This is a genomic window from Okeania sp., assembly GCF_983059655.1.
In genome coordinates this window covers 1-12642 of sequence record NZ_CEZPJD010000156.1, presented here as the reverse complement: position 1 = coordinate 12642, position 12642 = coordinate 1, and the positions used below count along the sequence as shown (strand labels likewise).

General features: G+C 35.0%; 11 protein-coding genes and 2 pseudogenes. 7 read left to right on the top strand and 6 right to left on the bottom strand.

What is annotated here, in order from left to right:
• Nucleotides 1-123: pseudogene (locus tag AC3DU7_RS11215) on the top strand (transposase); the annotation flags it as partial.
• A gap of 63 nt (nucleotides 124-186) precedes the next feature.
• Here AC3DU7_RS11215 and AC3DU7_RS11210 read toward each other — a convergent pair.
• The 5 genes and pseudogenes from AC3DU7_RS11210 to AC3DU7_RS11190 all read right to left on the bottom strand — a co-directional run.
• A pseudogene (locus AC3DU7_RS11210) lies at nucleotides 187-576 on the bottom strand (ion transporter); the annotation flags it as partial.
• A gap of 206 nt (nucleotides 577-782) precedes the next feature.
• A complete protein-coding gene (locus AC3DU7_RS11205; RefSeq protein ID WP_488039432.1) occupies nucleotides 783-1046 on the bottom strand; it encodes a hypothetical protein in 264 nt (87 codons plus the stop codon).
• 28 nt (nucleotides 1047-1074) lie between these two features.
• Nucleotides 1075-2403 (bottom strand): photosystem II assembly protein, encoded by a 1329-nt coding sequence (locus tag AC3DU7_RS11200; protein ID WP_488039431.1) that lies wholly within the window; start codon nucleotides 2401-2403, stop codon nucleotides 1075-1077.
• Between the two features lie 364 nt (nucleotides 2404-2767).
• Nucleotides 2768-3646, bottom strand: a complete 879-nt coding sequence (locus AC3DU7_RS11195) for an SPL family radical SAM protein (protein ID WP_488039430.1) — start codon at nucleotides 3644-3646, stop codon at nucleotides 2768-2770.
• A gap of 254 nt (nucleotides 3647-3900) precedes the next feature.
• The gene (locus AC3DU7_RS11190; RefSeq protein WP_488039429.1) at nucleotides 3901-4905 is read right to left on the bottom strand and encodes a Gfo/Idh/MocA family protein; all 1005 of its coding nucleotides are present in this window, start codon (nucleotides 4903-4905) and stop codon (nucleotides 3901-3903) included.
• A gap of 309 nt (nucleotides 4906-5214) precedes the next feature.
• Between AC3DU7_RS11190 and AC3DU7_RS11185 the strand changes: the two genes are divergently transcribed.
• The 3 genes from AC3DU7_RS11185 to AC3DU7_RS11175 all read left to right on the top strand — a co-directional run bounded on the left by AC3DU7_RS11185 (nucleotide 5215) and on the right by AC3DU7_RS11175 (nucleotide 7053).
• On the top strand, nucleotides 5215-5505 hold the full coding sequence (locus AC3DU7_RS11185) for a 2Fe-2S iron-sulfur cluster-binding protein (RefSeq protein WP_488039428.1): 291 nt from the start codon (nucleotides 5215-5217) through the stop codon (nucleotides 5503-5505).
• 884 nt (nucleotides 5506-6389) lie between these two features.
• Entirely contained in the window at nucleotides 6390-6683 is a 294-nt protein-coding gene (locus AC3DU7_RS11180) for a ferredoxin (protein WP_488039427.1), read from the top strand.
• 67 nt (nucleotides 6684-6750) lie between these two features.
• The gene (locus AC3DU7_RS11175) at nucleotides 6751-7053 is read left to right on the top strand and encodes a 2Fe-2S iron-sulfur cluster-binding protein (RefSeq protein ID WP_488039426.1); all 303 of its coding nucleotides are present in this window, start codon (nucleotides 6751-6753) and stop codon (nucleotides 7051-7053) included.
• Between the two features lie 521 nt (nucleotides 7054-7574).
• On the opposite strand, the gene AC3DU7_RS11170 is transcribed toward AC3DU7_RS11175, so the two are convergent.
• Complete coding sequence (locus AC3DU7_RS11170; RefSeq protein WP_488039425.1) at nucleotides 7575-9200, bottom strand: SpoIID/LytB domain-containing protein; 1626 nt, start codon at nucleotides 9198-9200, stop codon at nucleotides 7575-7577.
• 787 nt (nucleotides 9201-9987) lie between these two features.
• Here AC3DU7_RS11170 and dps point away from each other — a divergent pair.
• The 3 genes from dps to AC3DU7_RS11155 all read left to right on the top strand — a co-directional run bounded on the left by dps (nucleotide 9988) and on the right by AC3DU7_RS11155 (nucleotide 12090).
• Nucleotides 9988-10494 (top strand): DNA starvation/stationary phase protection protein Dps, encoded by a 507-nt coding sequence (gene dps, locus AC3DU7_RS11165; RefSeq protein ID WP_488039424.1) that lies wholly within the window; start codon nucleotides 9988-9990, stop codon nucleotides 10492-10494.
• A 471-nt stretch (nucleotides 10495-10965) separates the two neighbouring features.
• Complete coding sequence (gene grpE, locus AC3DU7_RS11160; protein WP_488039423.1) at nucleotides 10966-11607, top strand: nucleotide exchange factor GrpE; 642 nt, start codon at nucleotides 10966-10968, stop codon at nucleotides 11605-11607.
• A gap of 129 nt (nucleotides 11608-11736) precedes the next feature.
• Entirely contained in the window at nucleotides 11737-12090 is a 354-nt protein-coding gene (locus AC3DU7_RS11155) for an STAS domain-containing protein (RefSeq protein ID WP_488039422.1), read from the top strand.
• Nucleotides 12091-12642: the final 552 nt, after the last annotated feature.

Genomic DNA, 12642 nt, shown 5'->3' with positions numbered 1-12642 from the left:
GGAACGCGCACCAAGCAGTAGCCGATATTAGAGCAGATGCACTACATAAACTCACAACATGGTTAGCTAAAAATCACAGCCACCTAAGTAATTGAGGACTTGAATGTAAGTGGAATGCTCAAAAAGCGGTGCGACCCCGCGACGACGCCAGCTCGCTTGCGGAACGCGCACCAAGACATCTACTAATGCAGCGATCGCCCCTAAAAATTTACCTAAAGGAGTAATAGGATAAACATCTCCATAACCTACGGTAGTTAAGGTGACAATTCCCCACCACATAGCAGCAGGAATATGAGGAAAATCATTTGGTTGAGCTTCATGTTCAGCGAAGTAAATTAAACTGGCAGAAGTTACTAATAAAACTAAGGCAATAAATAAAGCAATAACTATTTCTTCTTGTTTTGACTTGATAACTTTACCAAATAATTTTACTGTACTTGAATATCTACTAATTTTGAATAACCGAAATATTCTAAATAAGCGAAACGAACGAGTAAATATTATATTTGGCCAAAATAATGGTAAATAAAATGGAAGAATTGCGATTAAATCAATAATTGCTAAAGGTTTTACCATAAATCGTATTCTTCCCCATATTGGATGTTTATATCCAGGAGCAACATTGGATGACCAAACCCTTCAACAATTAATAATTAATAATTAATAATTAATAATTAATTGTTACCTCTCCTTTAAAACGGATAGGATTGACTAAAAGGATTTTTTTTCTTCTCTTGGTCGATTGGATATGGAGAGGTTTATTCGCCATTCCTAGACCGCTTTTATTCCTTTAAAATGGAAGGCTTTAAACCACAATTTTTCGGTAAAATATATTCTATGGTAAATATAATTACTGATATTAATTCAAAGTTATCTAACCAGGTTTGGTATGGCTGATAAATCTCTTCTACTGTGGAGATAATTACAACTAGAATACTCAGAAAAATCAATGTGATGATACAGATTTTGAAGGTTTTGCTGTAAGTATCTCCGGGATTATCTAGCTCAATAATTTTAAATATTTGGCGTTTGATTTTGTAGAGCATTTTTCTAGATAAGTTTTGATAGTTATTTTCATTTTTTGCAGATAATTATATAGTCATCTAATCCATAATTTGATTCATGATTTGATCTAAGATATTGACGTTGAAGCGGACTCATATATTTTTGAGGAGGTAATTTTTCATTAGCATACTTCAAAAAGTTTATATGAGGTTCTCTGATTCCTGTTGAAGTAACATATTTATACCACTCTAATTTTAGCCCTAATTCCTCAACAAACTTTTCAACTAATTTCTTTTCTTGGAGTATATCTTCTTTTCGCTGCATATCATAAACTTTAAATATTTTATTTATTTGAACAATTAATATTACATAACCATCACTACTCAAACTTTCCTGAAATATTTTTCGATATGCCTCGAAAGATTTTTTCTTTTCTGCTTTGTCAGCAAATAAACCATGAGAAATCACTATAAAATCAAAGAAACCTCGTGGCAAAATTTTCGATTGTCCGTTGTACGAAAATATATCAGTTGTATCAAATCGAAAATATAGATTTGTAGGAATTCTTTGTTTTTCTATATATTGTCGCCAAAACTGAAGACCTCGATACTGAAATTGATCTTGTTTTTCTAGGGAATAATAAGATATGTGCATCGGAAGGTTTACTAAAAAGCCACTACTACTTTGCAGGAATAAAGCTAATCCATAAGCTACTGTTCCCGGACCAGCAGCAATATCTAATATCTTCATTTTTGTTGGTAATAGTCCACTTTTGTAGACAAAATACCAAGCTAAATAATTACAATAAACATTATCTAAAAAATATTTCATAAAATAGACGTGAGGAGTTAATTTGAAACCATAATCTGGATCTGCTCCACGCTTTAACCACTCTATATCTCTACTAGCTTTTTCTAACTCTAGTTTTCGTTTTTTTTCAGGTATTCTTTCTATTTCATTTTTGATATACTCTGCCAATTTTGATTCAAAATCGTCAAATATCCTTTCATAGATTCCAGTACACTGCAATAAATTTTCATCTTTTTCAATTAGCTGAAAACTATTCTTGATAAACTCAATAAATTTTGGTTCTGGGGTTAATATATAGTCATCAAGTCTTCTAATTACTGGCTCATCAAAATCAACCTTTAATTCTAATTCATCTAATTTGTCAACAGCTTTTATCAGATGTTTATTTAAACTGTTAATTTCTCTATCTTTGTCATTTAAAGATGTCTGAAATTTCAGCTTATCCTGATACAACTTTTCTAAGGGTGATAATTTAGCTCCTGAATTTTCAATAGTTTTAAATATTTTATTAGCTTGAGCATTTTTGCCTTGTTTTAGGGCTAACCAAAACTTGAGAGAACGCCAAAAATTTGTGATGTGATTATTCATTATTCAATTCTGCATGAAATTATTTTATTTCTCAATTATCAGGAAAGGCAGAGGGCAGGAGGCAGAAGACAGAAGGAAATTGTTCCTCCTGCGCTTTGCTCGTGACCGAAGGGAACAAGGGTATAAAATCCCATCCAGTTATACCAATTACCAAAAGTAATTCTATACTTCAACAGTCAAATAGTTACCAAGATTAAAAGTTTGTTTTTGACAATTATTAGTTGGTCAGTATAAGTTTTTCCTTCTTTTCCTCTCCCCAAACTTCCCAAACTTCCCAAACTTCCTCACCCAATCAGATATAGCATTCTTTTTGAGAAATAGTATTATTCCTTCTACCCTCAGCATAGCTGCCTTCTGCCTTCATTCATTCATAAGTAAATCCTGCCTGACCTTCTTTAATTTCTACATTACTCAGTATTTCTACTAACTGAGATTTGAAGCTTTGATAATTTTTATTTTCATCATTGTACCACCAACTATACTTTTTTTTCATATCTATAGCTTCATTACGAGTACTTGCTATGAGAGAACGCTTATGACTAGCATGAAACTCTTGAATTACAACTCTATCTACAAAATTTAGTTGTCTAATAAAATTTTCTTGTTCTTCTGACAAAGTCGGCAGTAAAGGAGTAATAGTAATAGAAAGTTTAGGCAAATAACCTGTTAAATCATTAATTGTTGTTTTGATTTTTTTCATAGCATTAAGTCTAGCTCTAATACTAGGAGTTTGAGGCTCAAAATCTTTTCTGACTGTCTCACTACCAGTGGGGATACTCATATTAATTCTTAGATGTTTAAATCGCTGTAAAATATCAATATCTCTAGTTATCATTGGGCTACGAGTTTGGATAACTAAAATTGGTCGATATTCCAACATTACTTCTAATAATCTGCGGGTTAGTTGAGTTTTAGATTCTATTGGTTGATAAGGGTCTGTCACACTACTCATATAAATACTAGGAGCTTTGGCAGGATTTTTCTTCTCCCATTTCAATAATTCTTTCTCTAAAATTTCCGCAGCGTTTTCTTTAATAAAAACCCATTTTCCCCATTCATCTCTCATTTTTTCATTAGGGCTGAAAGCTGCAGCATAACAATAGCTACAACCATATTGACAACCGCGATACGGATTTAAAGTAAAGTCATAAGCTTTAATAAAACCAGTAGCTTTATTTAATATCGATTTAGCATTTTGTGCGTAAACATCAGCACTGCCAATTTTTTCACTAACTACTAACATATTAGATAATAAAAATGTTTTTTAAAATTACCATAATTCTAGATTAATTCAGTATTTTTAAGGCTAAAATTTTTGTAAATAAAATCAACAAAAAATTTGTTGAAAATAATCGAAATTTTAATTTAATTAGAACAAAAATATTCTCCTCAGCCAGTTCTTTCAAGAATGATTAGCTAATACAGGTTAATACAGATGTTCTATTGAATATGTTGTGAATATGTTGATAGTTCTATAATTACTCCCTACTCCCTCTTTTATAGATTGATAATTTTATTTATTTCTGATGCTTTTCTCGTAGCTTCAGCAACTTTTAGGGTATACAAACTTGCTTCTGGAGTTACATATAAAGGAGTTCCCTCCAGTAAATGTTCAATTACCATTTTTGTATCTTTAGCAAATAAACCACGTCGCGCGCCCACTTCTATCGTTTGTGTTTTTTCTCCCTGCAATAGTTGACCTTGTTGGGGAGTACAAATTAATGTACCTGCTTCGCCATAAAGAGTAAAAGTGTTTTCTGAGAGCCAAAACGTTTCACCTTTACCATAGACGGTTTCCCCAATAACACCATTACTAAATCTTAACTGGGCACTACACAAACAAGCATTATAAAGGTCTGTTTCAGTGTACCAAAACTGACTTTGGCAACTGACATTATCAACTTGACCAAATAGATCGATAAACCGATGCAAACGAGAAAGCGCTCCCATAAAAGGAAAGCCAAATAATGAAGGCTGATAAGTCCATTTTATGGGTGCTGGCTGTTTAGAATTGATTGTAACGTAACGAGCATAGAAAACCTTACCAATAGCTGATAAAGATTGTTTGATAGCATTATGGAGACCGCCAAGAAGCTCAATATGTTCGACATGCAATAGCTTATTTTTCTTTGCTGCTAGAGAAATTAATGATTCCGCTTCAGTTGAGTCTAGGGAAAGAGGATATTCCACAATGATGTGTTTATCATTTTCTAGGGCTGCACGTACAATTGCTCCATGGTCTCTATTAATAGTAGAAATGATAACTAGATCCAAATCTTCTCGTTTTACCAACTGTTGCCAAGAAGCTATATTCTGTACTTGGAAGGTTTGACTAAATTCCTCAGTTTTTTCTGGGGTATGACCTGCGACTGCAACTAAGAGCGATCGCGTATCTACTTTTAATGCCTCAGCTCTAGTTTTAGCAGCATGACCAGTACCAACAATACCTACTCTGATCGGGATAGTGGGGTGTAAAAAGGAAGAGAGATTTGTCTGGGTCATATTTAAAGCACAAAATAAGAAATACATATTTTAGATTATATATACCAATGGACAGGCTCTGCTTCAATATTTTTTAACATCTATCTCAGATTTGTTGTCCAATCAGGTATAAGTAATCAGAATTAAATTAGAATTATTTATAATAAATTCTATAGTAATTTTTTGCCAAATATGTTTTACAACATTGATTTTTTCCCTTAATATCAAAGATGGAAATAAAACAAATACAAATAATTTGGCTAATCAAGCCTTGTATTTTGTATAAGTTTAAATTATATCTAGACCAAACTAGCTGGAGAGGAAAAATAAATGGCCACCTACAAAGTTACTCTAGTTACACCAGATGGTGAAAAAGTAATTGAATGTCCTGATGATGAGATCATTCTTGATATTGCTGAAGATCAAGGATTAGATTTACCCTATTCCTGTCGCGCTGGTGCTTGCTCCTCCTGTGCTGGTAAAATTGAATCAGGTACAGTAGATCAAGACGATCAGTCATTCTTAGATGATGAGCAGATCGAAAAAGGATATGTGCTAACCTGTGTGGCCAAACCCACATCTGATTGTACTATTAAAACTAACGTGGAAGACGAGCTATAAGTAGTAGCCGAGAGCAAATTAATCAATTTTATCTGTAGGGACTTACGCATGAGGTACAAAAAACTGGGATTTGATCTGGCTTTCCATTTCGGACTGCCCTGCAAACCCTTTTGATTGCTATCGCAAAGCTGTGCTAACGCTGCGGACGAAAATACGTTGCAGGCGCGTAAGTCCTATTGGTAATAGTTGATGACCGTTTGACTATCTAATGAAGGCTCTGATGTGAGGTGATTGATCGGCTAGCTTAAACCCCTAGTAATTTTGGTGTATTGCTTGTTTGAGTAATTTACCTCTACATAATTCTCATGTGAAACCCAAAACATGATGATCGGCGATCTAGATTAATTTATAAGTACCGATCGCTTTCATCTTAGTGAATATTTGTTTGAACATTTCTAGGTCTGATTAATCTGGCAAATCCCACATTGTCAGGAAAGTTTAGCTCTTAATTTTACCAGTGTTCCATCTCAGTGAAAAAAATGCGTAGCATTCTAGTAGGAGAGTATTAATTTGAGAAATGCGGTCGGCTTGACCGTCAATGCCTGTGGATGAGTAACCGCCGACGGCCTCAGTTGTTCGCGCAGCGTTGCGTCAGCAAAGCAGGAAGTAAACAGTAAAATGTCATATTATGCGGTGCGACCCCGCGCCGCCGACAGCTCGCTTGCGGAACGCGCACCAAGAGAGACGTTTTATATCGGTTTTATGAAGCAGCTAGGCAAAGATCGCTGAGGTCAAATTACACTGTAAAATCAATCAATTATGTGCTGACTTCAATCATCACTAGTCAGATATGTTGCCTTGAAAATGTACGACTCTATCTATAACTAATCAAGCCTTTTATTCTGTTGGATAGGGACGAAACTACTGAATATAAGGAGTGTAAAATGGCAAACTATAAAGTAAAGTTGAAAACTCCAGATGGAGAGCAAGAAATTGATTGTCCTGATGACAAGTATATTCTTGATGAAGCAGAAGAGCAGGGATTTGACTTACCCTTCTCTTGTCGTGCTGGTGCTTGTTCTACCTGTGCTGGCAAAATAGTGGAGGGTACAGTAGATCAAGGCGATCAGTCATTTTTAGATGACGATCAGATGGCAGCAGGGTATGTTTTAACTTGCGTAGCTTATCCCACATCTGATTGCACAATTGAAACCCACCAAGAAGAAGCGCTTTACTAAAGTTAGCAGCTTTGAGTCAATCAAAAATCAAAAAAATTGTCTAATTAATTATTGAGAGGAAAATTATATGGCTACTTACAAAGTTACTCTAAAAACACCAGACGGCGATCATACTATTGATTGTGCCGATGATACTTATATCCTTGATGCTGCTGAAGAAGCAGGTATTGACCTACCTTACTCCTGTCGTGCTGGTGCTTGTTCCACCTGTGGAGGTAAAGTAGAAGGTAACGCAGATGATGTAATAGATCAAAGTGATGGCTCCTTCTTGGATGACGATCAGATCGCAGCAGGATATGTGCTAACTTGTGTTGCTTACCCTAAAAAAGACTGCACCGTTGAAACTCACAAAGAAGAGGAACTTGTGTAGTTGAGGATTTTTTGATTGTTTATCTCAACGTTGGTTGAAGACCCGCGCTCTCCCGTTGGCGGAGCCTAGCGGCAGCTATTAGGGGAGCGTCGGGATGTTTGCGTAGCATTCCGGAGGAAAAACCAATCAATCTTGCGGTTCTTACAAGGGTATGCTATCCTAAATATAATTAGGCTGCTGGGCTAGCAGTTTCAGTCTGTGGAGCGACCGTAAGACCATAAAGAGGTTTGGCCTCGGAGGCAGGTGCTACGTTAGCGCAGCTCCTCTGTCAAGAGGAAGCAGAAAGTCCTGATCCGCGAGGTTTAGGAATCCCGCGTTGTAGCGTAAGCGCAACGTCGGGAGGATGTCAAAGTTAACTGAACAACCAACTATAAGCGAAGGCAGAAGGCAGAAGGAACAATTGCTTGGGGTTTGTAGACACGAAGTTGAGTGTCGTTGACTATCATAAGCAATTTTCCCTTTCAGTCCGGGATGCTGCACAAACAGCTCCCACTGCCTTTTTCAATCACCTACCACCTTCTTCAATTTTGTCCAAAAGTGACCGACTCACTGAGGGTTTGGATCTCTGTTCCAGGAAAATAAAAACTGAGAATACGACTGCTACTCCAGCCTAACTCAGCTAACTTAATAGAGCCTTTCTGAGAAAAACCGACCCCATGTCCAAATCCCCCTCCAACAAAACTATAACCCCATAAAGTTTTATCGGGTTTGTATATAGGGTCTAAATAAAAGAGCGTACTCCAAGGTACCCAAAAGGCATTTTGTACTTCGTCCTTATTTAGCTCTACAATGCCTTTATCAGTTTCCGCAGTCATTTTCAGAACACGACCAGCTAGCGATCGCTCTGTCACCTCCACATTTTCTATAGTTTCAATTTGAGCAAAAGGACTTTTTTTCTCTCGAAAATAACTCTTCAAATAGCTAACTATACCAGGCAAACTCACTACCTCCCGCCAACGAAACTCTATCCAACCTTCTTCATTAAATCCTTTTTTAAGACTCATAAACTTACGAAAATTTTGTTCATCAGCTAAACTATTTGTAGATAAATCCCAGATATTATTAGCTGAATCAACTACAGGTCGTAAATATGGACGTTCAGTACCATTCCATAGATCGTTAAAATCTGCTGTCACACCGCCACTAACAGCAAAATAAACTGCATCTATCAATTCATTTTCATAAGTCAGGACTTTTCCTCTAGTTGCTGCTACTGCTTCATCTGTTTCTGGGTATACATCTAATCCTTTGTAAACTTGACAGTGAGTATTGGCACACAACTCATAATTATCTGCTACAAACCTATGCAAATTTCTTAGTGCATAAGTTCTAGCTAGAATTGCTTGGGCTTCCAGGGATGCTTTTGGTGGCCAAGCTCCTAATTCGTGGGGTACTACTCCCCGAATATAAGTTTCTATTGGGACATTATTGACTAATGTGTAGCTTCCATAAGCATTCGGTTGTAGTTTAAGGGAGCCAGCATAACGTCGTTCTTCTGGTATTGCAGTGTCTTGATTAAATTGATTATTTACGAGAATTATATTTTTTCCTGCTGTAATATTTAACTCATGGCGATGATAAGTATAGCCATTCATTTCCCAGTAAGCTGTGGGCCGTTGTTTGAGAACTTCCAAATCGAGATATACATTTGTATTACTATGAGCTTGTAGACTTTCTAGTAGCCAGCGTCGCAATAAAGGAGTTTTATAAACTTCTCTTTTTGCCCAAACTTTCCATCTTCCGGGTTGGGTTACTTCTACTTCTATTCCCTTATCTTTCCATAATTCAGCATCTTCTTCAGCATTTTCATAACTGCGGTGACTGCTGAGAATTAACCGCTCTTTTAATAATGCTTTTTCTAGCGGTCTCATCTTAATGTTTAGCTCAACTTTTTCTGTAGTAAGAGTTTCTTCTCCCGCTGGAGTTTTAAAGCTTAAAGTTAATTTATCTCCAGGAGTAGCTGTAAGAGTAATTTTATCTGTGGGTTTAGTACCAAATCGTTGTATAACTCCTATTTTGAGCAATTTATTCGATTCTTCTAAAGCTTCTGCTGGTATTTTATATAATCCTAGTAGTAAGGTTGTTATTAATATTGTACTCGGAATTAATTTATGAGTGAAATATTTTTTATATATCTTAGTCTGCAATTTTATTTACCTCCATAGTGTTGATTTGCGCGTTTTTGTAGCTAATATAATAGCTAGGCTTTCAAAAATATAATTTAATTATTTTGAGCGATCGTCAAACTTAATAGTCAGTCAAATAAATCTTTTTACTCCAAAAATATTTCGCCTTAAAAGGCGGGATTTTAGAGCCAATTATTTTGATCGAATCACATCTTCAATGCACAAATAATTTTGTCCACCTACTTATACCATTTCTCAAAAACTTTTCTACATTTTATTGAGTAGGGGAGTGGGTAGGGGCGTTGCATGCAACCTCCCTACAGGGAGAATTAATTAATGGATAATTGATAATGGATAATTGATAATTACCTCGGGTTTTAACCGCTACGGAATTGAACATAAAGAAATATTATTTCTTCTCTTGGTTGATTGGATATGGCGAGGGGACCGCTGCCTACTGCCTACTCCCTTACTTTCATAGCTAATGGGATAATTTTTTATTTGGAAGTCCCTAAAACCTCAATAGTCATAAGTCATAAATTAGGACAAAGATAATGGTAGGTAATCTAGAGAAATAAATTAAGTATAAATACTTGGGATTTTCCTAGTGAGAAGCGCGATCGCGAAGGTTAATCAACTTAATTTACAGAGTATAAATACTTAAGCATTGTCTGTTGCCTGTTCCCTGCTATATACTTAAACTTGGGGAAAATTTGCATAAGTTGCTTTATTTTAACAAGAATAGTTAATTTAGACAAATTAAATTTTCCCATAATTATTTTTTAGTTGAAGTTAATTAGGAGTCAATATGAATCAGGAAAAATCAAAGCAACATATTTATGATTCTCGGATAGATTTATCTCCAGAGAAACGTTCTAAAATAGTGGGTATTCTCAATCATACATTAGCAACAACTCTAGATCTAAAAACTCAAGTAAAACAAGCCCACTGGAATGTTAAAGGAATGGATTTTTATCAATTACATGAATTATTTGATGAAATGGCTGGTGAACTAGAAGAATATATTGATACATTTGCAGAAAGAATTACAGCTTTGGGAGGGATAGCAATGGGGACAGCTCGAATTGCTGCTTCTGAATCAATTTTAGAAGAATATCCTGATGAAATTATTGATGGAAAAGATCATTTAATTGCATTGGCAGACCGCTTCGCACCTTATGCAAAATTAGTCCGAGATGGAATAGAGAAAACAGATTTGTTAGGAGATGCAGATACATCCGATTTGTATACCGAAGTTTCTCGAACTATTGATAAACGTTTGTGGTTCCTGGAAGCACATTTACAATCAAAATAAATCTGTTTTATTAATTAAAAAATAAACATAATACGCGATGTGCAATTTTCTACGAAATTATCAGGGTTTCTGGATCTTGAGCAGAAAGTCTGGTTCTCAAAACCACCTAAATCTCGTCGGTTGAAAATAAGTTGCACACGGCGTATATAATACAATCACAACCAATCTTTCTGATTTTAAATAGGTCTAAAAAATAGATAGCGATCGCTCAAAACATTTCATAAAATCATTTTGAGTAAGTTGAAAATTTAAGATCCTAGGAATGTTTTAGCCAGTAAGAAAGTGCAAAAAAAATCATTATGAAAAGTAAAGTTCCTCAAACATCCTACTACTTTATTCATTCTGCCCTCCACTTAATGCCTTGTCATCAGGATGATTTTTAACACCTACCTACTTAGGTAATAATTAGTAATTGTGATATATTCTAGAGCAGATTTTTATATATGCTCTTTTCTTTTAATATCTGGTGAAATGAATAATTCTTTTTCAACAAACTATGCCTCTCAATTACAAAATCTTATGGCAAAAGCAAGTATTTCTAGCTTTAAAGAATTAAGTAAAAAAGCAGGGGTTTCGGAATTACAGCTTATTAGGTTGCGACGTGGGTTAGGGTCACAAATGCGAGTAGATATTTTACTCAAAATTAGTCAAGCATTAGGAATCAGCTTAACAGAATTATTAGATAATTTTGCCCCCGAACTTGTCAAAAAATCAGTACCAACTTCTACATCAATATTAGAGCAAGAATATCGCAATCTTCAGGCAAACTTTGAAAAACAAAAACAATTTTTAACACAAGAGTTTCAGCAGTCTAGCTTGCAAATTTTAGAATCCTGGTTACAACAATGGCCTACTGTTGTATACAAAGTCAAACAAAATCCTCGTTTAGCATCAACTAAGATATTACCTTTGTTACGTCCAGTAGAGCAATTGATCCAAAAATGGAATGTAGAATCTATCGTTCCTGTGGGAGCAGAAGTTCCTTTTGACCCTCAGTTACATCAACTAATGGAAGGGTCTGCCCAAGAGGGAGAATTGGTAAAAGTTCGTTACACAGGCTATCGGCAGGGAGATAAACTACTATTCCGTGCCAAAGTTAGTCCTATCAATTAAATCAAATAACAGAAAAGTTTATATAGTAATTGATTTTGACTTACTTATCAATAAATTTGGACTTAATCTCAGTAATGGGGTATACTAGCCTAGGTTTGTAAATAGTTAGAGTCATAGCTTCTAGAAAATATGAGTACTGTGGTTAAGTATATTCAACCTAATGGCATTTTAGACGGCACTAAGGCTACTGCATTTCGCCAAGAAATTAGCGAGCAAGTTGAAGCTGGAGCAGATATTATTTTGATAGATTTTAAAGATGTCACCTTTATGGATAGCTCTGGTTTAGGTGCTTTAGTTTTAGCGCTCAAAACTGTTAGAGCTGCTGGAAGTCAATTAGTTGTATGTTCTATTAATGAACAAGTCAGAATTCTGTTTGAATTAACAAGCATGGACCGAGTTTTTGAAATATTTCCTAGCCGAGAGGATTTTGATAAAGCCTCTGTTGAACCTAATACAAATCTTCAGTCTCAAAGCAAAAACTAAGATTTTTAATTTCTGAGTTAGTATCTCAGATTTTAAATTCCAGTATCTTAAGTGGTAGATTAAATCTTCTTCCATTATTTCCCGATTGATGTAAAATTTCTTTCAAATATTCTCTATTCCCAAGAGAGTACATTTAACTAAAAATTATGAGGAAGAAATTTTTAATTTCAGATAAAATCTAGAATTTTTTACTTAAAGAAAATCAAATTCAAACTTTGTAATAAAGCTTCAGCTTATTTGGAGCTTAATGTCATGTTTAATATAGATTAAATTCAAAATCAATCAATCTTAATCAGAGCAGATTTAGGTATATATTAAGTTAGCCAGACTTGGTTTTTTTGTAGCAAACCTTTTTCTTGTAATAGATTAAGATTTTTTTTGCTTAACTCCTGTTTTAGTATAGAAGTGTTACCAAAAAATTGTGGTTTAAAGCCTCTCCTTTTAAAGGGATAATAAAAAAAAATTTCTTTTGAGTCAATCCTCTTCTTTTCAAGGAGAGGTAATTTCAGTTATCAGTTATCAGTTATCAGTTATCAGTTATCAGTTATCAGT